This window comes from Kribbella pratensis (assembly GCF_004365355.1).
Classification (GTDB): domain Bacteria; phylum Actinomycetota; class Actinomycetes; order Propionibacteriales; family Kribbellaceae; genus Kribbella.
The window spans coordinates 738,909-764,224 of sequence record NZ_SODP01000001.1 but is presented as its reverse complement, the minus strand read 5'-3'; the positions used below and the strand labels follow the sequence as shown (position 1 = coordinate 764,224).

22 protein-coding genes are annotated in these 25,316 nt (G+C 68.1%); 8 read left to right on the top strand and 14 right to left on the bottom strand.

The genetic code is table 11. The annotated features are described in order from the left end of the window. Positions 1–23: 23 nt before the first annotated feature. Positions 24–797: an ATP-binding cassette domain-containing protein gene (locus EV653_RS03585; protein ID WP_134103854.1), complete on the top strand. Its 774-nt coding sequence runs from the start codon at positions 24–26 to the stop codon at positions 795–797. Continuing rightward, on the top strand, positions 794–2,098 hold the full coding sequence (locus tag EV653_RS03580; RefSeq protein ID WP_202871469.1) for a sugar ABC transporter permease: 1,305 nt from the start codon (positions 794–796) through the stop codon (positions 2,096–2,098). Before EV653_RS03585 ends, EV653_RS03580 begins: the two co-directional genes overlap by 4 nt. Here EV653_RS03580 and EV653_RS03575 read toward each other — a convergent pair. The 8 genes from EV653_RS03575 to gcvT all read right to left on the bottom strand — a co-directional run bounded on the left by EV653_RS03575 (position 2,061) and on the right by gcvT (position 10,693). Further along, positions 2,061–2,642, bottom strand: coding sequence for a histidine kinase (locus EV653_RS03575; RefSeq protein WP_166679275.1), 582 nt, complete (start codon positions 2,640–2,642; stop codon positions 2,061–2,063). The genes EV653_RS03580 and EV653_RS03575 overlap by 38 nt on opposite strands. Positions 2,643–2,690: 48 nt before the next feature. Beyond that, on the bottom strand, positions 2,691–2,984 hold the full coding sequence (locus tag EV653_RS03570; RefSeq protein ID WP_134097907.1) for a hypothetical protein: 294 nt from the start codon (positions 2,982–2,984) through the stop codon (positions 2,691–2,693). A 154-nt stretch (positions 2,985–3,138) separates the two neighbouring features. Further along, a complete protein-coding gene (locus tag EV653_RS03565) occupies positions 3,139–4,158 on the bottom strand; it encodes an ABC transporter ATP-binding protein (RefSeq protein WP_134097905.1) in 1,020 nt (339 codons plus the stop codon). Between the two features lie 18 nt (positions 4,159–4,176). Beyond that, the gene (locus tag EV653_RS03560) at positions 4,177–5,364 is read right to left on the bottom strand and encodes an ABC transporter ATP-binding protein (RefSeq protein WP_238159535.1); all 1,188 of its coding nucleotides are present in this window, start codon (positions 5,362–5,364) and stop codon (positions 4,177–4,179) included. Continuing rightward, on the bottom strand, positions 5,361–6,353 hold the full coding sequence (locus EV653_RS03555; protein WP_134097903.1) for an ABC transporter permease: 993 nt from the start codon (positions 6,351–6,353) through the stop codon (positions 5,361–5,363). Before EV653_RS03555 ends, EV653_RS03560 begins: the two co-directional genes overlap by 4 nt. Before the next feature lie 99 nt (positions 6,354–6,452). Further along, on the bottom strand, positions 6,453–8,210 hold the full coding sequence (locus EV653_RS03550; protein ID WP_134097901.1) for an ABC transporter substrate-binding protein: 1,758 nt from the start codon (positions 8,208–8,210) through the stop codon (positions 6,453–6,455). A 41-nt stretch (positions 8,211–8,251) separates the two neighbouring features. Next, positions 8,252–9,259, bottom strand: coding sequence for an ABC transporter permease (locus tag EV653_RS03545; RefSeq protein ID WP_134097899.1), 1,008 nt, complete (start codon positions 9,257–9,259; stop codon positions 8,252–8,254). A 333-nt stretch (positions 9,260–9,592) separates the two neighbouring features. Then, on the bottom strand, positions 9,593–10,693 hold the full coding sequence (gene gcvT, locus EV653_RS03540; protein ID WP_134097897.1) for a glycine cleavage system aminomethyltransferase GcvT: 1,101 nt from the start codon (positions 10,691–10,693) through the stop codon (positions 9,593–9,595). 97 nt (positions 10,694–10,790) lie between these two features. Here gcvT and EV653_RS03535 point away from each other — a divergent pair, with 97 nt between their 5' ends. Continuing rightward, a complete protein-coding gene (locus EV653_RS03535) occupies positions 10,791–12,284 on the top strand; it encodes a leucyl aminopeptidase (protein WP_134097895.1) in 1,494 nt (497 codons plus the stop codon). Here EV653_RS03535 and EV653_RS03530 read toward each other — a convergent pair. Both EV653_RS03530 and EV653_RS03525 read right to left on the bottom strand, forming a co-directional pair. After that, positions 12,273–12,605 carry a cupin domain-containing protein gene (locus tag EV653_RS03530; protein WP_134097893.1) on the bottom strand — a complete coding sequence of 111 codons (333 nt, stop codon included), beginning with the start codon at positions 12,603–12,605 and terminating at the stop codon, positions 12,273–12,275. The genes EV653_RS03535 and EV653_RS03530 overlap by 12 nt on opposite strands. A gap of 25 nt (positions 12,606–12,630) precedes the next feature. Beyond that, positions 12,631–12,948, bottom strand: coding sequence for a hypothetical protein (locus EV653_RS03525; protein WP_134097891.1), 318 nt, complete (start codon positions 12,946–12,948; stop codon positions 12,631–12,633). Positions 12,949–13,133: 185 nt separating this feature from the next. Here EV653_RS03525 and lpdA point away from each other — a divergent pair, with 185 nt between their 5' ends. The 3 genes from lpdA to EV653_RS03510 all read left to right on the top strand — a co-directional run bounded on the left by lpdA (position 13,134) and on the right by EV653_RS03510 (position 17,570). Next, complete coding sequence (gene lpdA / locus EV653_RS03520) at positions 13,134–14,513, top strand: dihydrolipoyl dehydrogenase (protein ID WP_134097889.1); 1,380 nt, start codon at positions 13,134–13,136, stop codon at positions 14,511–14,513. A gap of 126 nt (positions 14,514–14,639) precedes the next feature. Further along, on the top strand, positions 14,640–16,592 hold the full coding sequence (gene sucB, locus EV653_RS03515) for a 2-oxoglutarate dehydrogenase, E2 component, dihydrolipoamide succinyltransferase (protein ID WP_134097887.1): 1,953 nt from the start codon (positions 14,640–14,642) through the stop codon (positions 16,590–16,592). Positions 16,593–16,682: 90 nt separating this feature from the next. Beyond that, positions 16,683–17,570, top strand: coding sequence for a TIGR01777 family oxidoreductase (locus tag EV653_RS03510; RefSeq protein ID WP_134097885.1), 888 nt, complete (start codon positions 16,683–16,685; stop codon positions 17,568–17,570). A gap of 32 nt (positions 17,571–17,602) precedes the next feature. On the opposite strand, the gene EV653_RS03505 is transcribed toward EV653_RS03510, so the two are convergent. Next, a complete protein-coding gene (locus EV653_RS03505; protein WP_134097883.1) occupies positions 17,603–19,279 on the bottom strand; it encodes a serine/threonine-protein kinase in 1,677 nt (558 codons plus the stop codon). A 113-nt stretch (positions 19,280–19,392) separates the two neighbouring features. Here EV653_RS03505 and lipB point away from each other — a divergent pair, with 113 nt between their 5' ends. Continuing rightward, positions 19,393–20,109 carry a lipoyl(octanoyl) transferase LipB gene (lipB, locus tag EV653_RS03500; protein ID WP_134097881.1) on the top strand — a complete coding sequence of 239 codons (717 nt, stop codon included), beginning with the start codon at positions 19,393–19,395 and terminating at the stop codon, positions 20,107–20,109. A 6-nt stretch (positions 20,110–20,115) separates the two neighbouring features. Here lipB and EV653_RS03495 read toward each other — a convergent pair whose 3' ends face one another. Together EV653_RS03495 and EV653_RS03490 are read right to left on the bottom strand one after the other, a co-directional pair. Further along, complete coding sequence (locus tag EV653_RS03495) at positions 20,116–21,495, bottom strand: sulfatase family protein (protein WP_238159534.1); 1,380 nt, start codon at positions 21,493–21,495, stop codon at positions 20,116–20,118. 4 nt (positions 21,496–21,499) lie between these two features. Then, positions 21,500–22,813 (bottom strand): sulfatase-like hydrolase/transferase, encoded by a 1,314-nt coding sequence (locus tag EV653_RS03490; protein WP_134097879.1) that lies wholly within the window; start codon positions 22,811–22,813, stop codon positions 21,500–21,502. 109 nt (positions 22,814–22,922) lie between these two features. Here EV653_RS03490 and EV653_RS03485 point away from each other — a divergent pair, with 109 nt between their 5' ends. Continuing rightward, a complete protein-coding gene (locus EV653_RS03485; RefSeq protein WP_134097877.1) occupies positions 22,923–24,302 on the top strand; it encodes a hypothetical protein in 1,380 nt (459 codons plus the stop codon). A gap of 3 nt (positions 24,303–24,305) precedes the next feature. Here EV653_RS03485 and EV653_RS03480 read toward each other — a convergent pair whose 3' ends face one another. Beyond that, positions 24,306–25,274: a LysR family transcriptional regulator gene (locus EV653_RS03480; RefSeq protein WP_134097876.1), complete on the bottom strand. Its 969-nt coding sequence runs from the start codon at positions 25,272–25,274 to the stop codon at positions 24,306–24,308. Positions 25,275–25,316: the final 42 nt, after the last annotated feature.

The following is a 25,316-nucleotide window of genomic DNA, read 5'->3' as shown; positions in this document are numbered from 1 at the left end:
CTCCCGATGTGGGCGCCGGTACCGTGCTGGCTTTGCAAGGGATCTCCAAGCGGTTCGGCGCCGTACAGGCCCTGAAGAACATCGAGCTGGACGTCCGAGCCGGCGAGGTACTGGCGCTGGTCGGCGACAACGGCGCCGGCAAGTCGACGCTGGTGAAGACCATCGCCGGCGTCTACACCGCCGACGACGGGACGATGGTGTTCGACGGCCGCGCAGTACGCGTCGGCAGTCCGGCCGAGGCGCAGCAGCTCGGGATCGCCACCGTGTTCCAGGACCTGGCGCTCTGCGACAACCTCGACGTCGTCGCGAACCTGTACCTCGGTCGCGAGCTCCGCAAGGGCCGCGTACTCGACGAGGTCGAGATGGAACGCCAGTCGTGGGAGCTGCTCCGGCAGCTGTCCGCGAAGATCCCGTCGGTCCGGATCCCGGTCGCCAGCCTGTCCGGCGGCCAGCGGCAGACCGTCGCGATCGCCCGCAGCCTGCTCGGCCGGCCCAAGGTCGTGATGCTGGACGAACCGACCGCGGCCCTCGGCGTCGCTCAGACCGCCGAAGTCCTCAACCTGGTCGAGCGGCTGCGCGAACGCGGCCTGGCCGTGATCCTGATCAGCCACAACATGGCCGACGTGATGGCGGTCGCCGACCGGGTCGCCGTACTGCGTCTCGGCCGCAACAACGGCGTCTTCGTGGTCAGCGAGACCAGGACGCAGGACATCATCGCCGCCATCACCGGCGCCACCGACAATGCGGTCTCGGAGCGTGCAGCGCGCCGAAGCCGGGAGGAGGGTCCCGCATCATGAGCCTGCACGGATCGGGCACCCGTCCCCAGGACGTCACCGGTACGCCGGCCATACCGGAAGCGAACGGGATCGACCAGCTTCCGGCCGACCTGCAGGACGAACGGCTGATCGCGACCAGCGGGATCAGCGGCGCCGTCTCCGCCTTCACCGCCCGGCTCCGCTCCGGCGACCTGGGTTCGGTGCCGGTGGTCGTCGGTCTGATCATCATCTGGGCGGTCTTCCAGATCGCGAACGGCTCCTTCCTCTCCAGCCGGAACCTGGTGAACCTGACGCTGCAGACCACCTCGGTCGGAGTAATTGCCCTAGGCATCGTCCTGGTTCTGCTCCTCGGCGAGATCGACCTCTCCGTGGGCTCGGTCAGTGGCCTGTCGGCCGCGGTACTCGGAGTCACTTTCGTCAACAAGGGCTGGCCGCTCGTGCTCTCGCTGCTGGTCGGTGTCGCACTCGGCCTGGTGATCGGCATGTTCTACGGCGCGCTCTACACACGCTTCGGCGTGCCGAGCTTCGTGATCACGCTTGCCGGTCTGCTGGGATTCCTGGGTCTGCAGTTGCTGGTGCTCGGCAAGGAAGGTTCGCTCAACCTTCCCTACGACTCGGCGCTGGTCGGCTTCGCGACGAGGAGCTTCCTCTCCCCGGCGCTCGCCTACGCCCTGATCGCGGTCGTCGTCGCGCTCTACGTGCTGACCCGGCTCCGCACTCGCACCGCCCGGGCCACGGCCGGTCTCTCGACGGCGCCGACCTCGATGATCGCGATCAAGGCAGCCGCGCTGGCGCTCGTCCTGCTGATCCCCGTGCTGATCCTCAACGGTGACCGCGGTGTCTCGTCGATGTTCCTGCTCTTTCTCGCGCTCGTGGTCGCGACCGATCTGATGGTGCGGCGTACCCGGTGGGGCCGCTCCGTCGTCGCGGTCGGCGGCAACGTGGAGGCCGCCCGGCGCGCCGGCATCAACGTGCGGATGATCTACCTGTCCGTGTTCGCGGCCTGTTCGACGTTTGCCGCCGTCGGCGGTCTGCTCGCCGCGGCCCGGTTGGTCGCGGTGAACCAGAGCAGTGGTGGCGCGGATACCAACTTGAATGCGATCGCGGCAGCCGTCATCGGTGGCACGAGCCTGTTCGGGGGCCGCGGCTCGGCGTACTCCGCGCTGCTCGGCGCGCTGGTGATCATGTCGATCTCCAACGGCCTCGCGTTGCTGAGCCTGGACTCGAGCGTCCGCTACATGGTGACTGCCGGCGTACTGCTGATCGCCGTCACCATCGACTCCCTCAGCCGCCGAAGCCGCCAGGCCCACGGCCGCGCCTGAGGGCGCCACGGGCGAACAGCGCCGCCTCGCTCCGGTCGGCGACACCGAGTTTGCCGAAGACCGTCGACAGGTTGGCGGTCTTCGGCGTGACAGCGAGCCGGGCAGCCATGGCAGTTGTCGACAATCCGCTCGCCAGCCCGACGTCGTCCAGCGCGGACGGATGCAGCTGGTTGATCAGCCGTCGTACGTCGGCAATCGCAGTGTCGACAATCGCACGGATCTCGGCGGCGAGCGATCGCGCCGGATCGTCCGTGAGGTTCATCACCGCGTCGGCGCGGAACCCGATCCCGGTCAGCGCCGGACCCAACCCGTCGTGCAGATCCTGCCGCAACCGACCTCGCTTCCCCTCGCCCGCGGCGACAAGTCTCCGCCGCGACTGCTGCGCGGCATCGGACAACGCCTGCGCTCGCAACGCCACCCCGAGCGGCGCCGCCATTAACTCGAGCACGACCCGATCTGCCGCGGACAACCGGCTCTCCCCCGGCCGTACTCCGACCTGAAGCTCACCGACTCGTTCAGCCGCGTGCAGCAAAGGAACCGCCACCAGCATCACCGGCCGGCGCTGCCGTGCTCCCCGCGAATCAGGCCGGCCTCATCCGTCAACGCGGCGTACGGAAGGCGCAACGCATGGCACACCGCCGGCAGTACGTCGGCCGGCTCCGCGCCCCGCCAACTGCGCCGCAACCGACGACGCCGCGCGGACCGGATTGGCGCGATCCCTGTAGAACAAGCGATCCACGAGCCGCTGCAGCCGAACGCGCACCGGATTGAACCCGATCGCCACGAGCAGCGTGGCCAGCACGGCTCCGCTCGCACTGATCCGGGGGAGCAAGCGATCGGCCAGCTCCACCAAGGCGAGGTAGGTCGCCGCGACCGCGACCGTCAACAGCAGAACGTCACCGTCCGGGACCAGACCAGCCGGATGTCGAGCAGTTGATACCGTCTGCTGGACCACACTCGGCGCGATGCTCGTCGCCGAACAGCACTGGCCAATCCACGAGAAAGCCCCCGTCGTCGATGACGGGGGCTTTCTCCGTTGGTCACGCGGAGGCGGCGGTCAGGTCGACCTTGGGCTCCGCGAAGTGGCAGGCGGCGGTGTGGCCCGGGGTCGACTGCGGCTTGATCTCCAGCAGCGGTTCCTGGGTGGCGCAGATGTCCTCCGCCTTCCAGCAGCGGGTCCGGAACCGGCAGCCGCTCGGCGGGTCGATCGGCGAAGGTACGTCGCCGACCAGGCGGATCCGCTCCTTCGGCGGAACGCCGCGGATCGTGCCCAGGTCCGGCGCCGCCGACAGCAGAGCCTGCGTGTACGGGTGCTGCGGGGCGTTGTAGATCTGGTCCCGCGAACCCTGCTCGACGATCTTGCCGAGGTACATCACCGCGACCTCGTCACAGAAGTGCCGGACCACGCCGAGGTCGTGCGCGATGAACACGAACGCGATGCCGAGATCGCGCCGCAGGTCCTCGAGCAGGTTCATCACCTGGGCCTGGATCGACACGTCCAGTGCGGACACCGGCTCGTCGGCGATGATCACCTCGGGCTCCACCGCGAGCGCCCGGGCGATGCCGATGCGCTGCCGCTGGCCGCCGGAGAACTCGTTCGGGTACCGGTTGTGGTGCTCCGGGTTCAGACCGACCCGCTCCAGCAGCTCCTGGACCCGGGCGAGCTCCTTGCCCTTCTTGACCAGGTTGTGCACGCGCAGCGGCGTACTGATGATGTTGCTGACCGTCTGGCGCGGGTTCAGCGAGCTGTACGGGTCCTGGAACACGATCTGCAGCTGCCGGCGGAACGGGCGCAGGTCCCGCTCCTTCAGCTGCGCGATGTCGGTGCCCTTGAACAGGATCTGGCCGGCCGTCGGGGTCAGCAGCCGGGTGATCATCCGGCCGGTCGTCGACTTACCGCAACCGGACTCACCGACCAGGCCCAGGCTGGCGCTCTGCTTCAGATCGAAGCTGACGCCGTCGACGGCCTGCACGACCTTCTTGGTCCGGCCGAGACCCGCCGCTTCCTTGATCGGGAAGTGCATCTTCAGGTCGCGGACCTGCAACAGAGTTTCGCTCATGTCTCCTCAGTCCCCTCGTCAGCCCAGTCTCGGCGCGACCTCGGCCTCGTAGATCGAGGCCTTGTCGTGTAGGTGACAACGGGATACGTGCGCGCCGGCGCCGTCGACCGGCAGCAGTTCCGGCAGTTCGGTGCTGCAGAGCTCGCCCTTGACGCGGTCGACGTACGGGCAGCGTGGCCGGAACGAACATCCGCTCGGCAGGTTCAGGAGGCTCGGCGGCAGGCCCGTGATCGGCCGCAGTCGTTCGTTCGCCGCAGAAACGGTCGGGATCGACTCGAGCAGACCCCAGGTGTACGGCATCCGCGGGTTGGCCAGGACGTCCTCGGCGGTGCCGTACTCCACGCACCGCCCGGCGTACATCACCAGCACGTCGTCGGCCATCTCGGCCACCACGCCGAGGTCGTGCGTGATCAGCACGATCGCGGAGCCGAACTCCTTCTGCAGGTTGTTCAGCAGGTCCAGGATCTGCGCCTGCACGGTCACGTCGAGCGCGGTGGTCGGCTCGTCGGCGATGACCAGCTTCGGGTCGTTGATCAGGCTCATCGCGATCATCGCACGCTGCCGCATACCGCCCGAGAACTCGTGCGGGTACTGACCGAAGCGGCGCTGCGGGTTCGGGATACCGACCAGGTCGAGCATCTCCAGCGCCCGCTTCTTCGCGGCGTCCTTGGAAACCTTGTGGTGCACCCGGTACCCCTCGACCAGCTGGTTGCCGATCGTGTACAGCGGGTGCAGCGACGACTGCGGGTCCTGGAACACCATCGACACGGCGTCGCCGCGGATCTTCATCAGGTCGTTCTCGGACAGACCGATCATCTCGTCGCCGCCGAGCCGGATCGACCCGGTGATCCGGGTGCGCTTGCGGTCGTGCAAGCCCATCACGGCCATGCTCGACACGGACTTGCCGGAACCGGACTCACCGACGATCGCCAGCGTCCGGCCGAGCGGGACCGAGTAGCTCAGCCCGTTCACCGCGCTGACCAGTCCGTCAGCGGTCGGGAACTTCACGGCCAGGTCCTCGACCACCAGGTACGGCGTCTCGCCGCTGGGGTTGATGGAACCCTGCCGGCGTTCGCGGGTGGCGACCGACGGCCCACGCTTCGCCGCTACGGCATCAGTGGCGGCCGGCGGAGTGGCTGCACTATCGGCCATGCTGTCCTTCCGGTCTTCAGGGACCTGCCGGTCCTGCGGTGCTGGTGTGCTCATGCCAGCCTCACTCGCGGGTCGATCAGGCTGTATCCGATGTCCACCAGCAGGTTCATCACGACGATGAGCACAGAAGCGACGAGGACGGTGCCCATGATCACCGGCAGGTCGTAGTTGTTCAGGCTGTCGAGCACCAGTTGCCCGAGCCCGGGGAGGTCGAAGATCCGTTCGGTGAAGATCGCGCCGCCGAGGCTGGCGGCGATGTCCAGACCGAAGATCGTCACGACCGGGATCAACCCGGACCGGAGCGCGTGCTTGTAGGTGATCACGCGGTCGGACAGGCCCTTGGCCCGCGCGGTCCGGATGAAGTCTTCACTCAGCGTCTCGACCATGGAGCCGCGTGAGTACCGCGCGTACTGGACGCAGTTGTAGATGCCGAGCACCAGCCACGGCGTCAGCATACCGGCGAACCACTTCCCCGGGTTCTCCGACGGTGGTGTCCATTCACCCCGTGGAAGGATCGGGTAGAGCACGGTGAGGTAGAGGGCGACCATCAGCGCCACGATGTAGTAGGGCACCGAACTGACCACCAGTGTGCTGGTCATCAGCGCCCGGTCGCCGAGGGTGCCGCGTCTCTTGGCCGCCATCGATCCGACGAACACACCGATCGTGAGGACCAGTACGGCGTACCCGAGCACCAGCGACAGTGTCACCGGGAACCGGGACTTGATCATGTCGGTGACCGGCCGGTCGTTCTTGAACGAGAAGCCGAGGCAGGGCGCCGCGCAGTGCTGCTTGACGCCCGAGGTGGTGAAGTCACGACCGGTGAAGATTCCCGCGGTGTACTCGGCGAACTGCTGCACCTTCGGCTGGTCCAGGTGCAGGTTGGCCTTGATCTCCTGGTACCGCTGCTGGGTGCAGTTGCGGTCACCACAGATCGCACCGGCCGGATCGGTCGGCGCGACGAAGAACAACGCGAAGGTCGCGATCAACGTCGCGAGCACAACACTGAGCGCGCTGACCAGGCGGCGCGCCACGAAATAGAGCACGGGATTGTCTCCTCACCGATGATCGGCGTGGTGCCCGGACTTTGTGGTCCGGGCACCACGCCACCGTTCAGTGGATCAGTACTTCAGAACGGACTTGGATCAGGGCTGCTTCAGGAACAGCGAGGTGAACTCGGGCATACCCTGTGTCGGGTCGTTGATGGCGTGCCCGATGTTCTTGCCGACCGGGAAGTTGCTGTTGCTGTAGTACAGCGGGAGCACCGGGAGGTACTTCTCCAGGATGTCCTTGTCGACGTTCTTCCATTCCTTGACCTGCTCGTTCGGGTCCTTCGCAGACACGGCGTCGATCTCGGCGTCGAGGGCCTTGTCCTGCAGTTGGCCGACGCTGTTGCCCAGGGCGATCGCGTCCGAACGGAACAGCACCGGGAACCAGCTGGTGCCGCTCGGCCAGTCGGAGCACCAACCGGTCGGGGTCTTGCCGATGTTCACCGGAGCGTTCTGGTCACCGGTGAAGGTACGGATCTTGGCCTTCGGGACACCGATCGCCTTGACCTTGAAGCCCGCCTTCTCGAACATCTGCTTGCGGAACTGCGTGACCTGTGTGGAGATCTTGTCGTCGATCGAGTAGTACCAGCTGAGCTCGAAGTTCGACTTGCCGAGCTTGGCCAGCTCGGACTTGACCTCGGCGGCCACCGCGTCGTCCTCGGCGCCCTTACCGGTACCGGTCAGCCCCGGCAACTCGTACTTGTCGAAGCCCGGGACGGCCGGCGGCAGGATCGTCGAGGCCGGCGGGTCGTCGGTCGGGTTCAGGCCGGCCACCTTGCGCCAACCGTCGTACGGGTGCGCCTTGGCGATCAGCTTGCGGACCTCCAGCGGAATCTTCCGGGTGTCCATCGTGTACATGATCGTGCACGGTCCCTGGCCGTGGACCAGCTGCGACTGGTCCTTGACCTCAGGCAGCAGCGAGACGTCCAGGTTGCTGTAGTTCAGCGCGTTGGCGTCCGGGCCGGAGCTGGCCAGCACCTGCCGCTGGACCTTGATCAGGTCCTGGCTGAACTTGAAGTCGAAGCCGTCGACGTACTGGTGCCGCACCGGGTCGGTGTTCGGGTCCCAGCTCGGGTTCTTGATCAGCTTGAGCTCGCTGCCCGGCTGGTACGACGACACCTGGTAGGGGCCGGTCACCATCGGGTGCTGCTCGTAGTTCTTCTGGGTGTCCTTGGCCTGCGGGATCGGCGTGAACATCGGGAACGCCGCGTAGTAGGGCAGGTCGTCGAACTTCTTCGCCAGGTGGATGACCAGCGTGTTGTCGTCCGGCGTCTCGACACCCTTGTAGTTGGCGCCACCGGCGCCGTACGGGCCCTTGTACTTGTCGCCGTCCAGGAAGAACTGCTGCTGGTACGTCGGTCCGGCGTCGTACAGGTCGTGCGCGAAGGACCGCTTGATCGCGTACGCGTAGTCGGCGGCCTTGACCGGCGTGCCGTCCTGGTACTTGATGCCCTGCTTCAGCTTGAACGTCCAGGTCAGGCCGTCCGCGGACTTCGTGCCGAGGTCCTCGGCCAGGTCCGGAACCAGGACCGGCTTGTGGTCCGGGCCGTCCAGGCGGTACTGCGTCAGCGCCCGGTAGAACAGCTTGCCGATCTGGTTACCGTCGACGTAATAGATGTTCGTCGGGTCGAAGGTGTCAGGCGTCACGTCGCTCAGGATCGTGATCGTGCCGCCCTTCTTCGCGCCGTCAACGTCAGGTGCAGGGCCCTTCGCAGTGGGGTCCGTAGCCTTGGCCTGAGCGCCCCCCACATTGTTGGTGTCACCTTTGTTGCCGCTGTTCGAGGACGGGCTGCCACAGGCCACGGCGGCCAGCATGACCGTCGCCGCAACCGCGGTTATCCGTTTCCACTGCATGGTCGGGTTTCTCCTTTTCTGCCGCTGGGGCAATCGCCGAACTACCGGCGAGTCTTGGGGTCGAAGGCGTCCCGGATGGCGTCTCCGAGCAGGGCCAGGGCGAGCACCAGTGCGGTGATGCCGACCACTGGCAGCCAGAGGTAGAGCGGGTCTGCCTTGAACCAGTTCGTGGCGACGGCGATCGTCTGACCCCAGGAGGGGATCGGTTCGACCAGTCCGACACCGAGGAAAGAAAGACCGGCCTCGGCGGTCACGTACGAGGGCACCGCCAGTGAGGCCGAGATCACGATCGGGGCGACCAGGTTGGGCAGCAGTTCCTTGAACAGGACCTGCCGGGTCGGCACACCGATCGCCTTGGCGGCGAGCACGAACTCACGTTCGCGCAACGACAGCACCTCGCCACGGATGATCCGGGCCAGGCCTGCCCAGCCGAAGAACGAGAGCACGAAGATCAGTACGTAGAAGCGGATCGATGCCTGCTCGTTCGGCGTCAGGTTGAACGAGCCGCCGCGCATCGACTCGACGATCGGCACCAGCGCAATCGCGAACAGCAGGAACGGCAGGCTCAGCACGAAGTCGATCACCCAGGAGATCACCCGGTCCGTCCAGCCGCCGAGGAAGCCGGCCAGCAGGCCCATCACGACGCCGATGATGGTGCCGACCACGGTGGCGAGGAAGGCGATGATCAGCGACGGGCGGGCGCCGTAGACCCAGCGGGCGAAGTTGTCACGGCCGGTCTTCGGCTCTACGCCCAGCCAGTGCGCGCTGTTCACGCCGATCGTCGGGTAGCCGTACTCGTCGACCAGGTCGGTGTGGAAGGTGCTGTAGTCCTGACCCTCGAGCTTGGCCAGCAACGGCGCGAAGATCGCAATCAGGATGAAGAACAGCACGATCGAGGCACAGATCATCGCGATCCGGTCCTTACGCAACCGGTCGAAGGCGATCCGGCTCGGCGACTTCCCGTGCGGGGTGGCCGCGGTGCGGACCGGTTCGGCCGACGCCGGGTGGTCCTCGATCCCTACGGTCGAGTCAGGCGACCCAATACTCATTCGCACTCCGTCAGTCAGTCGGCCGGATTTCGGTCCGCGGATCCGGCACTTATCGGTGGATAGCGTGCCGAGCCTTTGCTTTGTGGAGGGCCCGCGTCAAATCCCCTTGACAGAGCCGATCTCCCACAACCGCGGGCTAGCCTGCCTGACACTGTGACACCAAACCAGCGGTGCCCGGCACCAGTGCACAAATCGTTACCGGAACGGGTACTGGAACGGAACATTTGCCCCGATTCGTCACTGCTTGCAGTCAATTCTGCGCAAAACGCGTCGGCACAGTACCGACAGTGTCCAATTTGTGCCACGATATTACAGAATGTGACCAAAATCGCCTTACCGGACGTGGACGGTGACGAACGGCGGTTTGACCACGTCGAACAGTTCCTGACGGCCGCGGATGTCGACCCTCACCTGTTCGCCTTCCTTTACCGCCGCGTCCAGGAGCGCCAGCGCGACGCCTTTCTTCAGGGTCGGAGAGAACGTCCCGGACGTGACTTCACCGAGCGTCGTTCCGGATTGGTCCAGAACCGTCATGTGCGGCCGCGGAATACCCCGTCCGGCCGCCCGCAGCCCGCGCAGGATCCGCGCCGGTCCGCTCTCCTTCTCGGCACGCAGGGCCGCGTCGCCCCAGAAGTGCTCCTTCTTCCACCCCACGGCCCATCCGGAGCGCGCCTGTACCGGCGTGATGTCGGGCGTGATGTCCTGGCCGTGCAGCGGGTAGCCCATCTCGGTCCGCAGCGTGTCTCGGGCGCCGAGGCCGGCCGGCACGATGTTGTGCGGCTTCCCGGCCTCCAGCAGCGCGTCGAACACCGCGACCGCGGCCGCGTTCGGTACGACGAGCTCGTACCCGCGCTCGCCCGTATAGCCAGTGCGGCACACGACAACCGGCGTACCGCCGAAGTCGGCTGTGGCGAAGGCCATGTAGTCGTGGCCCGTGGGAAGGCCGATCGCGGCCACGACGTCATCGCTGTTCGCACCCTGGACGGCGAGGATCGCGTAGTCGTCGTGGACGTTCGTCACCTCGACGCCGTCGGGGGCATCGGCCTGGAGCAGCCGGACGACCTCGGCGGTGTTGGCCGCGTTCGGGATCAGGAACACGTCGTCGTCACCGTGCAGGTACGCGATCAGGTCGTCGACCACACCCCCGCGCTCGTTGCAGCACAGTGTGTACTGCGCCTGGCCCGGCGCGATCTTGCCCAGGTCGTTGGTCAGGCAGGCGTTCACGTACGCCGCGGCGCCCGGACCCTTCACGGTCGCCTTGCCCAGGTGGCTCACGTCGAAGACGCCCACCGACGTACGGACCGCGGTGTGTTCGGCGACGACACCGGAGTACTCCAACGGCATCTCCCAGCCGCCGAACTCGGCGAACTTGGCGCCGAGCGCGACGTGGCGCTCGTGCAACGGGGACTTCTTCAGAACAGGCGACTCGGTCATGGAGGGGAAACTACCCGACGCGTAGCATGCGGAGGCAGCATGCACGTACCGTCACGACCGGCTGTCTGCCCGCCGGTCAAGGAGGACTGAGGATTTCGTGACCACCATCACCCTGAGCAAGTCAGATGCCGCCGGCGTCAAGACCGACGCCGTAGTCATCGGCGTGGTCAAACTCGGCGGCAGCGTCGCCCTGCCGGCCGGCACGGAGTCGCTGAACGCCGCGTACGGCGGGAAGCTGGTGGAGGTGCTGTCCGGACTCGGCGCCACCGGCAAGGCCGGGGAGGTGACGAAGGTGCCCGGGCCGAAGCCGGGCAAGTCGGCGACGCTGATCGCGGTCGGTCTCGGGGCGGCCCCCGACGGCGAACTGAAGACCGAGGACCTGCGGACCGCGGCCGGCACCGGTGTGCGCGCGGTGAAGATCTCGCAGTCGGTCGCGTTCGCGCTGCCGACCCCCGACGCGGAGTGCGTGCGCGCGGTGGCCGAGGGCGCCTTGATGGGGCGCTACGCGTTCACGGCGTACAAGTCGTCGGACAGCTCCGAAGCGCCGGGCAACCTGACCCTGCTCACCGACCTGGCCCGCAACAAGGAGGCCAAGGCCGCGCTCGAGCGCGCCGAGGTGACCGCGGACGCCGTCGCGCAGGTGCGCGACTGGGTCAACACCCCGCCGTCGGACCTGCACCCGGTCGAGTTCGCCGCGGACGCGGTCAAGCTCGGCAAGGAGTACGGCGTCAAGGTCGAGGTGCTCGACGAGAAGGCGCTCGCCAAGGGCGGGTACGGCGGCATCCTCGGCGTCGGTCAGGGCTCGACCAACCCGCCGCGGCTGGTCCGGCTGAGCTACACGCCGCGCAAGCCGGTCACGCACCTCGCATTCGTCGGCAAGGGCATCACGTTCGACTCCGGCGGCCTGTCGCTGAAGACGTCGACCGGCATGGTCAGCATGAAGTCCGACATGGCCGGCGCGGCCGCGGTCATCGGCGCGACGCTCGCCATCGCGCGGCTCGGCCTGCCGGTGCAGGTGACGGCGTACGCCGCGATGGCCGAGAACATGCCGTCCGGCTCGGCGGCGCGGCCCTCCGACGTCCTGACGATGTACGGCGGCAAGACCGTCGAGGTGCTGAACACCGACGCCGAGGGCCGGCTCGTGCTCGGCGACGCGCTGGTGCGGGCGTCCGAGGACCAGCCCGACCTGATCGTCGACGTGGCGACCCTGACCGGCGCCTGTGTCGTTGCCCTGGGCACCAAGGTGGCCGGCGCGTTCGCGAACACCGACAGCGCGCGCGATCGCGTGGTCGACGCCGCGATCGCGGCCGGCGAGTCGATGTGGCCGCTGCCGATCCCGGCCGAGATGCTCGAGAAGCTGAAGTCGCACTCGAAGGTCGCGGACCTGGCCAACATCACCGGCGAGGCCTGGGGCGGCGCGCTGGCCGCGGCCGCCTTCCTCGGCGACTTCGTTGCCGAGGGCATCGACTGGGTGCACCTCGACGTGGCCGGCCCGGCCTTCAACGACGGCGGCGCCTCCGGCTACACCCCCAACGGCGGCACTGGTTACGCGGTTCGCACCCTGGTAGAACTGGCCGCCTCAGCGAGCTGAGTAACGAATCTCCAGCATGATGCAGCCGGTCGCCGTTCGGTAGGGACCGTGCGGCATGCCTGGCGGCCGGCACGCATAGTCGCCGGGCCGGAACGTCTGCTCGAGGGTGAGATCGGTCAACTCACCCTCGAGCAGGTAAACCTCTTCGACATATTCGTGGCGGATGATTTCCTCGCCCGACAACGTGCCGGGCGCCCAACGGGCCAGCCTGGTCAGCGTTCCGTCGGGATCGCGGCTCAGCACTCGCTCCGAGATCCCGTCGGCGGCCGTGTCCACCCAGGCGAGCTCGCCGGTGGCGAAGAATTCCTTCTCGTCCTTCATCCTGCTGCCCCGGGTCACCCGGTCCTTACGCCAGACCGTTCTTCTTCATCCGGGCGTTGTACTCGCGCATCCGGGGCGGATACCCGACCACGGCCGCGTCGTACGACGGGATGCCGAGCTTGTTGGCGAAGTTGTGGGCCCACTGCACCGACGGGACCCGGCGACGGGTCCACTCACCGTCGATCGCCACCAGGAGCAGGGTGTACTCCGTGACTGCCGTCCGCGGCTCGACGAATCCCTCGACGCCCTGGCGGGTCTGGACGAACTCCTTCAGGTGCGCCTGGTCCGGAGTCTCCGCCCGGCGCATCGTTCCGGCCTTCCGCCGGCGACCGAACCACTTCATGAGGTAAGTGTCCACTATGTGTGCAAGTCACGGCCGAAATCCTGGATAACGGTTGCGGGCGGTAGCGACGTGCCCGGTCCGGGACGGCCCCGGCGTGGATCGGGGCCGGATCGGTGACAAGATTGCGCCGGGCCGGAACCGCGATCCGGGACCGCCTGCCTTGGACCTGACTCACGGAGGAACCTGTGACTGACAGTGGGACGACGTACGACCTGGTGATTCTCGGCGGCGGCAGCGGTGGCTACGCCGCCGGACTGCGCGCGGCGACGCTCGGTATGTCGGTGGCGCTGGTGGAGAAGGACAAGGTCGGCGGGACCTGTCTGCATCGCGGATGCATCCCGACCAAGGCGCTGCTGCACGCCGCGGAGGTCGCCGACTCGGCGCGCGAGGGTGAGCAGTTCGGTGTCCGGACGACGCTCGAGGGCGTCGACATGGGCGGCGTGAACAAGTACAAGGACGGCGTGGTCGACCGGCTGTTCAAGGGCCTGCAGGGGCAGTTGAAGGCGCGCGGCATCACGGTCGTCGAGGGCGAGGGGCGGCTCACCTCCCCCACCACGGTCCAGGTCGGCGACACGACGTACACCGGCCGTAACGTGATCCTTGCCTCCGGCTCCTACTCTCGTTCGCTGCCGGGCCTGGAGATCGACGGGAACCGGGTGATCGCGAGCGAGCACGCGCTGACGCTCGACCGCGTGCCGGAGTCGGCCGTCGTCCTGGGCGGTGGCGTGATCGGCGTCGAGTTCGCTTCGGCGTGGACGTCGTTCGGCACTCGCGTGACGATCGTCGAGGCGCTGCCCCGGCTCGTCCCGGCCGAGGACGCGGACTGCTCGAAGACGCTCGAGCGGGCGTTCCGGAAGCGGAAGATCGCCTTCAAGACCGGTACGCCGTTCGAGTCGGTCGCCGTGACGGATTCCGGCGTACAGGTGACTGTCGCGGGGGGTGAGGTGATCGAGGCCGAGGTACTGCTCGTCGCCGTCGGCCGCGGACCGAACACCACGGGCCTCGGGTACGAAGAGGTCGGGGTCGCGCTTGATCGCGGCTTCGTGACCGTCGACTCGACGCTGCAGACGAGCGTGCCGGGCGTGTACGCGGTCGGCGACATCGTGCCGGGACTGCAGCTCGCACACCGCGGGTTCCAGCAGGGCATCTTCGTCGCCGAGCACCTCGCGGGTCTCGCGCCGACCCCGATCGACGAGGCCGGTATCCCGCGGGTGACGTACTCCGAGCCGGAGGTCGCGTCGGTCGGACTGACCGAGGAGCAGGCCCGGGCGCGGTACGGCGACGTGGAGATCCTCAACTACAACCTCGGCGGCAACGGCAAATCGCAGATCCTGAAGACGTCCGGCTTCGTGAAGCTGGTCCGCGCTCGCGACGGCGCGGTGGTCGGGCTGCACATGGTCGGCTCGCGTGTCGGTGAGCTGATCGGCGAGGCGCAGCTGATCTACAACTGGGAGGCGTACCCGGCCGACGTCGCGCCGCTGGTCCACGCCCACCCGACCCAGAACGAGGCCCTCGGCGAAGCGCACCTGGCGCTCGCCGGGAAACCTTTGCACTTCCATGACTGACCCTGCTGGTTGGTCCCAGTAGGTTTGAGCTGCTGGAGCGTGACGGGCCCGTGACCCGGATCCCGCCCGCTCAGGCGGCACCGTAGGCTGACACTCGACCGATCAGACGAAGGAGCAACGACCGTCATGCCGACCTCTGTATCCCTGCCGGCCCTCGGGGAGAGCGTCACCGAAGGAACCGTCACCCGCTGGCTCAAGCAGGTCGGCGACACGGTTGCCGTCGACGAGCCCCTGCTGGAGGTCTCGACCGACAAGGTCGACACCGAGATCCCGTCGCCGGTGGCCGGCACCCTACTCGAGATCAAGGCCGCCGAGGACGAGACCGTCGAGGTCGGCGCCGAGCTCGCCGTCATCGGCGACGCGGGCGAAGCCACCTCCGCTCCGGCCGAATCCGCTCCGGCCGAGGCTGCCCCGGCCGCCGAGCAGCCCGCCGCCGAGCAGCCGGCCGCCGAGGCCGCTCCGGCACAGGCCGCTCCCGCCCAGGAGCAGCCGGCCGCCCAGCAGCAGGAAGCTCCCGCTCCGCAGGAAGCCCCGGCCCAGGAGGCCCCGGCCCCGGCAGCTCAGGAGGCTCCGGCCGCGTCGGGCGGTGGCTCCGCTTCCGGTACGCCGGTCACGCTGCCGGCACTCGGCGAGAGCGTCACCGAGGGTACGGTCACCCGCTGGCTCAAGCAGGTCGGTGACGACGTCGCCGTCGACGAGCCGCTGCTCGAGGTCTCCACCGACAAGGTCGACACCGAGATCCCGTCCCCGATCGCCGGCAAGCTCCTCGAGATCAAGGTCGCCGAGGACGAGACCGTCGAGGTCGGCGCCGAGCTGGCAATCGTCGGCTCCGGCGACGCCGCCCCGGCCCAGTCCGCCCCCGCCGAGACCCCGGCCCCCGCAGCCGCTCAGGCTCCGGCCCCCGCCGCCCAGGCCTCGGCACCCGCCGCTGCCCCGGCACCCCAGGCTTCGGCTCCGGCCGCCGCCGCTCCGGCTCCCCAGGCCTCGGCACCCGCGCCGCAGGCCGCACCTGCCCAGGCTCCGGCCCCGCAGGCCGCACCCGCACAAGCTCCTGCTCCGCAGGCGGCGCCCGCACAGGCTCCGGCCGCGCAGGCACCCGCCCCGGCTGCTGCGCCGGCGCCGTCGAGCGCTCCGTCGCCGAACGGTTCTGCGACCGACGGTCCGAACTACGTCACTCCCCTGGTCCGCAAGCTGGCCGCGGAACACCAGGTCGACCTCAACGCCGTACAGGGAACCGGCGTCGGCGGCCGGATCCGCAAGCAGGACGTGATCGCCGCCGCCGAGGCCAAGAAGGCTGCGGCCGCAGCCCCGGCCCCCCAGGCAGCTGCGCCGGCCGCCGCGCCCGCGCAGGCTGCGACGATCAGCCCGCTGCGTGGCACGACCGAGAAGATGAGCCGGATCCGCAAGGCGATCGCGACCCACATGGTCAACTCGCTGAAGGTCTCGGCCCAGCTGACCACCGTGGTCGAGGTCGACGTCACCGAGATCGCCAAGCTGCGCAACGCGAAGAAGGCGGAGTTCGAGGCCCGCGAGGGCACGAAGCTGTCGTTCCTGCCGTTCTTCGCCCTCGCCGCAGTCGACGCGCTCAAGCAGTACCCGAAGCTGAACGCGTCGATCGACGAGGAGAAGGGCGAGATCACCTACCACGCCGCCGAGCACCTGGGCATCGCGGTAGATGTCGAGCGCGGCCTGATGGTCCCCGTCGTCCACAACGCCGGTGACCTGAACATCGCCGGCCTGGCGAAGAAGATCGCCGACCTCGCCGACCGCACCCGCAACAACAAGGTGCTGCCGGACGAGATGGCGGGCGGCACGTTCACGATCACCAACACCGGTAGCCGGGGCGCGCTGTTCGACACCCCGATCCTGAACCAGCCGCAGGTCGGCATGCTGGGGACCGGAGCCGTGGTGAAGCGCCCGGTCGTCATCACCCACCCGGAGCTCGGCGAGACGATCGCGATCCGGCAGATGGTGTACCTGGCGCTGACCTACGACCACCGTCTGGTCGACGGGGCCGACGCGGCCCGTTACCTGACCGCGGTCAAGAAGCGCCTCGAAGAGGCCCAGTTCGACGTCTGATCCGATCAGCTGAGGCGCCGGTGCATTGTCTCCCCGGAGACGGGCACCGGCGCTTTTGTGTTCAGCGAACCTCACAAGGAGCGAAGCGGGATGAAGTACGTGCTGGCCGGAGCATCCGGCTTCCTCGGCAAGGCCCTGACCCGCGACCTGGTTGCCGACGGCCACCAGGTCCTCCGCCTGGTACGCCGTACGCCGTCGACGTCCGACGAGATCCGCTGGAATCCGGCCACCGGTGACCTCGACCCCGCGTCCCTCCGCGACCCCGATGTCGTGGTCAACCTGGCCGGGGCGAACATCGGCCGGCCATGGACACCGACGTACCGCAACGCGATCCGCGAGAGTCGCGTGAGTACGACGTCGACGCTGGCGACGGCCGTGTCGCAGCTCGACCGGCACCCGGTCCTGATCACGCAGAGCGGGATCGGCGGCTACGGGACGGACCTCGGCGACCGCATCCTCACCGAGGACTCCGAACTCGGCGACGGCTTCCTCTCCGACGTCGTCCGCCTATGGGAAGGCGCGCTGGAGCCCGCCCGTGCCGCAGGTAGCCGGGTCGCCGCTCTCCGCACCGGCGTCGTACTCGATCGTCAGGCTCCTGCGTTCCAACTCCTCTCCCTTCCTTTCCGTCTCGGTCTCGGCGGCCGCCTCGGGTCCGGCACCCAGTACTTCCCCGTCGTGTCGCTGACCGACTGGATCCGAGCCGTCCGCTTCGTCGCCGATACCGACTCGATCAGCGGCCCGGTGAACGTGACCCTCCCGACGCCGACCACCAACAAAGAATTCACCGAGGCCCTCGCGACGGCGCTCAACCGACCCGCGTTCGTGCCGGTCCCGGCCTTCGCGATGAAGGCTGCGTTGGGCGAGTTCGCGTGGGAACTCCTGGGAAGCAAACGAGCGCTGCCAACTCGCCTTCAGTCAGCCGGCTTTCCCTTCCACCACCCGACCGTCACCACCGCCCTTTCTGCTGCGCTCGCCTAATAAGCTGCCTCGGTTCTGTTGCTTGATGCGGGTCAGGCTTGGGTGATGGCCGTGATTCGCCAGACCTTCGTGGTTGGGTTGGTCGTCAGCGTGATGAGTCTGGTCGTCGGGGCTCCGCGGGGAAGTTGGGTCTTGGCGCCGGTCTGATCGACCGCTTGGCCGGCGGACAGGTGGTCGGTTGTCTTGAGGGTGACTGTGGTTGGGGTGCGGCGGGCGATTGTGGAGCTGTCGATCTGAACCCGGAGGCCTTCCACTCGGATCTGCTGCTCGCGGTAGCTGGACAGGAGCGCATGGTCGGACCGCCAAGGCGAGCTGCCGGGCACGTAGATGCGGTCGAGGGCTCCTAAGTCGAGCGTCCAGAACGCATGAGCCCGCTGGGCATCGAGCGCCTGAAGAGTCCTCGTCCAGGCAGCCGGATCACCGCTCGCCGCAGCGGTCGTCTCAGGCTGTCCAGTCGGTTGCACGCTCGCCGCGGCGGTCGCCTCAGGCTCTCCAGTCGGTTGCACGGTCGCCGTGGCGGTCGGCTCAGGTTGTGCGGTCGGTTGCACGGTCGCCGCTGGCACCCGGGTGATCTGGGGATGAACGGGGTCGGCCTGGGCGGTCGCCGGTGCGTCCAGGGTCCGGATCGTGACGGTGGCGATCGCGAGCACGACGACAGCACCCAGTCCAGCTGCGGCAACGGTGCCGTACAGCGGGCGTCGGCCGCGGCGGCGGACGACGAGGCGCCGGACAACTAGGCGCCGGACAACTAGGCCGCGGATGGTGGCGAGGACGGCGGCGAGGACGGTGGTGTGCGGCGACTGTGGGCGGCGTCTGAGCACGCGGCCGCGGCGGGATTTCGTACGACGGTTCGGGCGGCGCTTTGAACCTCCAGTCGGAGTCGCGGACTGCTCGCGGCGAACGGGCGGGGTCGGGGGTGCTGTAGGCGGCTTGGGTGGAGGTGCGGCAAGCGGGCCACGGGACAGGGCGATCGGATCGTCGTCGCCCGGTGTGTCGTCAGACGTCTTCGGACGTGGGGCGCTGAGAAGAGTAGACAGATCCGGCCCGCCGGAGGGCTTGGGTAGTGCGGTGGCGGAGGTTGGGGTCTCACGGACTGCCAGGTCAATGGGGGTTGGGGCGGCCAGAGACAGAAGCTCGCGGGGTAGGGCGGCGGGTGCGGTGTTCGTGAAGAGGTCCGCGGCGAACACCGTGGGATCTGCGCCTGCCTGATGGGCTAGGGCGGCCAGGGCGGTCAAGTCGGTGGCTGGTGGGGCGGGATGGAGGGCCGCGTCGGTGAGGACGGGACGGCCGTCGGCGTCGAGGAGGACGTTGTGGGGAGTGATGGCGCCGTGGCTCAGGTGCGAGCGGTGGAGGAAGCTGACGGCCTCGGCCAGAGGCGCGAGGAGGGTCACCAGCTCGCCGCGCGACAAGTGGCCGCGGCGGGACAGGAGCCTGGCGAGGCTGCCGGCCGGAAGGTACTGGCTGATGACGATCAGGTGAGTCTCGGTCTCACGGAACTCCATCACCCGCGCGATGTGCGGGTGGCGGATGCGGCTCAGCACGCTCAGGTCTTCACGGAGTCTCCTCAGGTCGGGAACGGCGGTGATCGGGATCTGTTTGAGTACGGCATTGCGGCCCGTCGTACGGTCGCGCACCTGCCAGACGGTGCCGGCCGGTCCGGACCCGAGCTGTCGGCGCGGGCTGTACCCGGTGAAGTCGGCGAGGTCCATGACCAAGAGGATGCACCGATCGCGACACCCGCCGTCGAAGTTATCCACAGGCAGGTGGGGGTGATGCCGGGGCTCGACCGAGGGCGTGGGCGGAGGCGCTTACACTCGATCGGGTGAGGGTTATCAAATACGTGGAAGCGGGCTTCGGGGCCGACGCGGTGGACTACGAGACTGCGTGGGCGGAGCAGCGGCGGCTGCATGCGGAGGTTGCCGAGGGCACCGGGTCGGACACGGTGATCCTGCTCGAGCACCCGCCGGTGTACACGGCCGGCAAGCGCACCGAGCCGCAGGAACGGCCGTTCGACGGGACGCCGGTCGTCGACGTGGACCGCGGCGGGAAGATCACCTGGCACGGACCGGGCCAACTGGTGGGGTACCCGATCGTGAAGCTCGCCTCACATGTGTACGTCGTGGACTACGTCCGACGGCTCGAGGAGGCGCTGATCGCAGTCTGCGCGGACTTCGGGGTGAAGACCGGGCGGGTCAAGGGCCGTAGCGGTGTCTGGGTCGCGGCCGACGAGCGCGGCCGGGAGCGGAAGATCGCGGCGATCGGGATCCGGGTCGCGCAGGGCGTGACGATGCACGGGTTCGCGCTGAACTGCAACAACGATCTGGCCTGGTTCGACCGGATCGTGCCGTGCGGGATCTCGGACGCGGACGTGACCACGCTGTCGCAGGAGCTCGGCCGCGAGGTGGCGGTGACCGAGGTGCTGGATTCGGTCCGTCGGCACCTTGACGAACTTCTCGCCTGGGACGAGTACGAGCGCAGCCCCGACATCGAGCACGCGGACGAGGGTCCGACGGCGATCACGTACGGCCTGACCGTCTGAGAGGCCTCAGCTAGCGGGCAGGCCCACCTCAGCGCGCCAAGCGGTGTGCAAGTCGTGTAGGCGCGCGACAACGTCCGGATGCCCGGCGTACTGGTTGGCTTGTTCGGCTAGGTCGGTGGACAGGTCCGTCAGGAACCAGCCGTTGCCCATGGGCGCGTGTTCGTAGGACTTCAGCTGCTGGGTGTTGGTGTCGTCGGCGACCCAGCTGAGCTTCCAGGAGCCCGAGCGGACGGCCCACTGGAAGCCACAGTCCCAATGGAGGGTGTCGTGGGCTGTGGATGACGTGCCGGTCAGGGCCGGAAGGATGTCCAGGCCGTCCGTTCGGGTGACGCTCGCGCCGGCTGCGCGGGCCAGCGTGGGGACGAGGTCCATGCTGCTGATCAGTGCGTCGGTACTGCGGCCCGCGGGCAGCTGAGCCGGCCAGCGCCAGATCATCGGGATGCGGATGCCGCCGTCCCAGAGCGTGTACTTCGTGCCGCGGAGTGGAGCGTTGTCGCCGAAGTTGCAGGTCGAGCCGCCGTTGTCGGTGATGTAGACGACGATGGTGTTCTCGTCAGCCACGTCGAGCAGGCGTCCGATTTCCGCATCCATCAGCTCCAGCTGGGCGAGGTAGTACTCGCGGCCGTGCGGGAGGTTCGGCACGATCACGTCGTCGTACCACTCCATGAAGGACCCGTCGGTGTCCGGCGACCAGTCGCGGAACGGCGGTAGGCCGCGTGCCTCCAGCTCGGAGTCCGGCAGTTGCCAGCAGAAGTTGTGCACTGCGTTGAACGCGACCATGCAGAAGTACGGGCGCTCGTCCGCAGTACTCATGAAATCGGCTGCTCGTCGGCCGAACTCGGCTGTGAGGAAGCCCTCGTGTTCGACCGGGGTGTCGCCCGACAGCAACGGTTGCACAGCCATGTGGTGCGCCGCCGGCTGTCCGTACGACGCCATTGCGTCCTCTGAGTGGTGCAGGTAGTTCAGGCGCCCCGAGGACTGGCCGGCCAAGCCATAGAGGGTTTCCTCGAAGCCGTGGTGTGGTGGGCAGCCCCTGTCCCCCACGTCCTCCTTGCCGTAGTGCACCTTGCCGAAGTACCCGGTGCGATAGCCCTGGTTCTGCAGGATCTCCGCCAGGCTCGGTACGTCGTCCGGCGGGAAAGAGGCCGAGTCGAACCATTGGCCGCCCCACCGCTGCTGGTACAGCCCAGAGATGATCGCGGCGCGGGACGGGCTGCAGATCGGCGCTGTCACGTACGCATCGGTGCAGGTCACGCCCTCGGAGGCGAGGCGGTCGAGGGACGGAGTGTGTACGTCGGGGTGCAGTCCGAGGCTGCCGCGGTCGGCGTACCCGTGGTCGTCGGAAACGATCAGCAGAATGTTCGGAGCAGACTTTGGGGCAGACAAGGGCTCAACCTCTCGTGGAGACAGCCATGCGGGCGGCCTGGTCGGACTTCGCTCGTTCGTCGGTCGCGTCTGGGTCCAGTAGCAGTCGTAGCTCGGCGTCCAGGCGTCGTACCAGAGCTGTGTCGGCGGAGAGGTCGTTCTGCTCGAGTGGGTCGTCGTCGAGGTTGAAGACCTGCGGCGCGTTGGTGGGCCCGTAGTAGCAGTACTTCCAGGGGCCGGACTTGAGCATGAAGCCGCCGTCGAGCATGCCTTGGGCGTGGTACTCCGAGAGCACTGGCCGATCCATTGGGTCGAGCAACGAATGGCCTGGCAGCGCAGGATCGGATTCCAGCCCGGCAATGTCCCTGAGGGTTGGCAGGAGGTCGACGAGGCTCACGTGGGCATCGGTGCGGCCGCGCGCGATGGCTGGGTGCCGGAGCAGGAGAGGGATGCGTACGGCAGGCTCGTAGAAGCACTGTTTCTGCCAGATCCCGTGTTGGCCGGCCATTTCACCGTGGTCGCTGGTGTAGATCACCACTGTGTCGTCGGGGACCGCGTTGAGCAATCGGCCGATCTGATGGTCGAGGTGACTGACCAGGGCCCAGTAGCAGACCGTCGCCTCCCGGATCTGCTCCTCTGTCAGAGGTTCGTCGTTGCGGAAGCCGTGGCGTAGCAACGAGATCACCGGGTGCTGCTGGTCCGCAACAGAGGGCAGTTCGACGTCGGCGGGGTCGTACAGCGCGCGGAATTCCGGTGGGGCGACCAACGGGAAATGCGGGTGCATGTAGCCGACGTACAGCAGGAACGGATCTTCGCCGGGAGCACGCAGGAAGTCCACTGCTGCGTCGGTTGCGGCTATGTCGTGCTGCGTGTGGATGTGGTCGCCAGCGCCTTGTTCGGTGACGTGTGAGTTGGACGGGCGCCGCCAGTCCGGCGTACGACGGGGTGGGCGGCCACTGTGGTCGAGCCAGAAGTCCAGGTCGTCCGTGAGGCGCTTGTCAAAGCCCAGCAGGCGGTCCGGGCCGTTGAAGTGCGTGCGACCGGCGATGACCGAGGTGTAACCGGCCTCGCGCAGATGGTGACCCCAGGTGCGGTACGTCGGGCCGGGGATCACGCCGTTGTCCCAGGCCCCGATCTGGTGCACGTACCGTCCAGACATCAGCGAGAGCCTCGACGGGACGCACATCGGGCTGTTCGTGTACGCGCGGTCGAACGAAACGCCCTGTGCGGCCAGGCGGTCCAGATGCGGCGTTCGGACGTGCGGATGACCGGCCCAGCCGGCTGCCGCGGCGGTGTGCTCGTCGGACAGGACTACGAGGATGTTCGGAGGACGGTCCACGGGAACAGCCTAGGCAAACGATTGCCGGTGCGCTTGGGGCAGATGTGTCTGGTATGGCGTACCGAAGTGTCTGCACGGCGTGACGGCCGATCGTCGCTACCTTGGGTTTGTGGCCAAATTTCTTGGGTTCTTGCTCGGCGTAGCCGTTGCTCTGGCCGGACCGGCCGTTTTCGGAGTGCTCTCGGCGCCGGGTGGTATCGAGCTGAACGCGAAGGAGCTGGCGCTTGCCTTCGGCATCGGCGCGCTGGTCTTCTGGGCCGTGGTGTCGTACTTCTCCGGCGCCGGCGCGCTCGGGGCGTTCGTGGCCTTCGGCACGCTGGTCTACTGCTGGCTGTGGATCCCGAACCGGACCACGAACTTCCTGAACGACGTTCCCGGCGTCACCACCGGGATGATCGCCGGGTCGAAGCAGTACACGCTGAACGGCGTCGTACCGATTCTCGGGGTCATCTCGCTGGTGTACGCGATCCAGCTGATCGTCCGCAGCGTGCAGCGGCGTCGGCGCGAGCGCGCCGAGGCGGAGCGGCTGCAGCGCGAGCAGGAGGCAGTGCAGGCCCAGCAGGAGGCGGACGTCGCGGCGGTGTACCCGGTTGCCGGGGGCACCTATGCGGAGCCGGCCGGGTACGAGAGCCACACGCGGTACGACGACCTGTTCGACGAGCCCGAGCCGGTCCGGCCGCGCAATCAGGCGGACGAGCAGACGCGGCAGTTCCCGGCCGGTGCCGAGTTCGAGCAGACGCGGCAGTTCCCGGAGGCAGATGCTCAGGGCAACTACGTGGGTGACGAGACGGTCGCCGCGCCCGCGCAAGAGGACGAATCAGCCACCGCCGAGGCACCGCGGGCTCAGGAGCCAGTTGTAGAGCACGGGGAGCTCGTAGCGCAGGAGGCTCCGGCGACCGAGCCCGAGCCGGCCGACGAGACGCAGGCCATGCCGGTCCCGCAGTCTGAGCCGAAGGCCCCGGAGGCCAAGGCCGAGGAGGCCCCGCCCGCCGCGCAGACGAAGCCGGTCGAGCAGACGCAAGCAATGCCCGTCCAGGAGACGCAGCCAGTCCCCGTCGAGAAGACGCAGGCCATGCCCGTCGACGAGACGCAGGCCATGCCCGTCGACGAGACGCAGGCGATGCCCGTCGAGAAGACGCAGGCAGTGCCGGCGGCTCAGCCCGAGACCGCCGCGGCGAGCGCGCCGGCGGCCAAGGATGCCGAGGCAGCTGAGGCCAAGCCGGTCGAGCAGCCCAAGCCGCAGTCCCCGGTAGAGCAGCCGAAGCCGCAAGCCGCCGTTGAGCAGCCCAAGCCGCAGGCCCGGGTTGAGCAGCCTGAGCCGCAGGCTCAGGTCGAGCAGCCCAAGGCAGTTGAGCAGCCGAAGGCGGCGGAGACGACCGTGGCTCCCATGGAGCAGGTGGGTTCGCAGTACAGGGAGAGGATGGAGAACCCCGAGGACACCGGGGAGTTTCACCTGGCGTTCGAGAATCCGGTCGTCAAGCCTGCTTGACGCTCAGGCGACGTGCATGCGTTGCTGGTGCGCGCCTCGGCGGGCGTGCTCGGTGATCGCCTCGTCGTAGGCGGCGCTGGCCATGCCGAGGACGTCGGCGGCCATCTGGGCGCGCGGTGAGTCCGTGCTCCACGCGAGCACCAGCTTCCGGTGGATCGGATCGCCCACCAGCGTGCGCGTCGTGACGTCCGACGACAACATCCGGTACGACGTCGGCGAGATCAGCGCGACGCCCTGCCCGCTCGTCACGAAGCCCATCAGGACCGACGTGTCCACCGAATGATGCTCGACCTTCGGCTGGAAGCCGGCCGCCTCGCACGCTGCGCGGAACAGCACATGGAACCCGCTGTCGTCCGGCGGCTCCCCGATCCATTCCTCATCGGCCAGCGACGCCAGGTCGACCTCGCCACGCGTGCGGGTCGACTCGGCCACCGGGTGATCGGCCGAGAGAGCGACGTACGCCGACTCCGACTCGACGACCGTGGTGGACTCGACCCCCGTCGGCAGTCGCAGCTCGAACCCGGGGAACTCACGGAGCAGCGCGAAATCCAGCCGCCCGCTCTCCAGTTGCTGCAGCAGCACACTGGTGGACCACTCGACCTCGATGCTGACCTGCTCGATCTCGCCGTGCGAGCGCAGCCGGGATGCGATCCCGGACATCGGCGCGGTCGGGAATCCACCGAGCCGTACGGCGGACGACTCGACCGCCGTCATCGCGGACACCGTCGCGGAAAGGTGGTCGACGTCGACCAGGATCGCTCGCGCGCGATCCACGGCGTACCGGCCGAGCGGCGTCGGCGTGACCCCGGTGCGGGAGCGCGAGAACAGCTCGCCGCCGAAAGCCGCCTCGATCCGCTTCAGCTGCGCCGTCAGGCTCGGCTGGCTGACCTTGAGCCAGCGGGCGGCCCGTCCGACGGACCCCGCTTCTGCCACCAGGACCACCACCCGCAGGTGGCGCAGCTCGACGTTCATGCGTTGAGACCGTAGTCCAGGTGTGGGCACAGCACACAGGCA

Coding starts and splice junctions, on each gene's coding strand:
- EV653_RS03580 (WP_202871469.1), top strand. CDS start 794: ATGAGCCTGCACGGATCGGGCACCCGTCCCCAGGACGTCACCGGTACG.
- EV653_RS03565 (WP_134097905.1), bottom strand. CDS start 4,158: ATGAGCGAAACTCTGTTGCAGGTCCGCGACCTGAAGATGCACTTCCCG.
- EV653_RS03560 (WP_238159535.1), bottom strand. CDS start 5,364: ATGAGCACACCAGCACCGCAGGACCGGCAGGTCCCTGAAGACCGGAAG.
- EV653_RS03550 (WP_134097901.1), bottom strand. CDS start 8,210: ATGCAGTGGAAACGGATAACCGCGGTTGCGGCGACGGTCATGCTGGCC.
- EV653_RS03545 (WP_134097899.1), bottom strand. CDS start 9,259: ATGAGTATTGGGTCGCCTGACTCGACCGTAGGGATCGAGGACCACCCG.
- gcvT (WP_134097897.1), bottom strand. CDS start 10,693: ATGACCGAGTCGCCTGTTCTGAAGAAGTCCCCGTTGCACGAGCGCCAC.
- EV653_RS03530 (WP_134097893.1), bottom strand. CDS start 12,605: ATGAAGGACGAGAAGGAATTCTTCGCCACCGGCGAGCTCGCCTGGGTG.
- EV653_RS03525 (WP_134097891.1), bottom strand. CDS start 12,948: ATGAAGTGGTTCGGTCGCCGGCGGAAGGCCGGAACGATGCGCCGGGCG.
- sucB (WP_134097887.1), top strand. CDS start 14,640: ATGCCGACCTCTGTATCCCTGCCGGCCCTCGGGGAGAGCGTCACCGAA.
- EV653_RS03510 (WP_134097885.1), top strand. CDS start 16,683: ATGAAGTACGTGCTGGCCGGAGCATCCGGCTTCCTCGGCAAGGCCCTG.
- EV653_RS03505 (WP_134097883.1), bottom strand. CDS start 19,279: ATGGACCTCGCCGACTTCACCGGGTACAGCCCGCGCCGACAGCTCGGG.
- EV653_RS03480 (WP_134097876.1), bottom strand. CDS start 25,274: ATGAACGTCGAGCTGCGCCACCTGCGGGTGGTGGTCCTGGTGGCAGAA.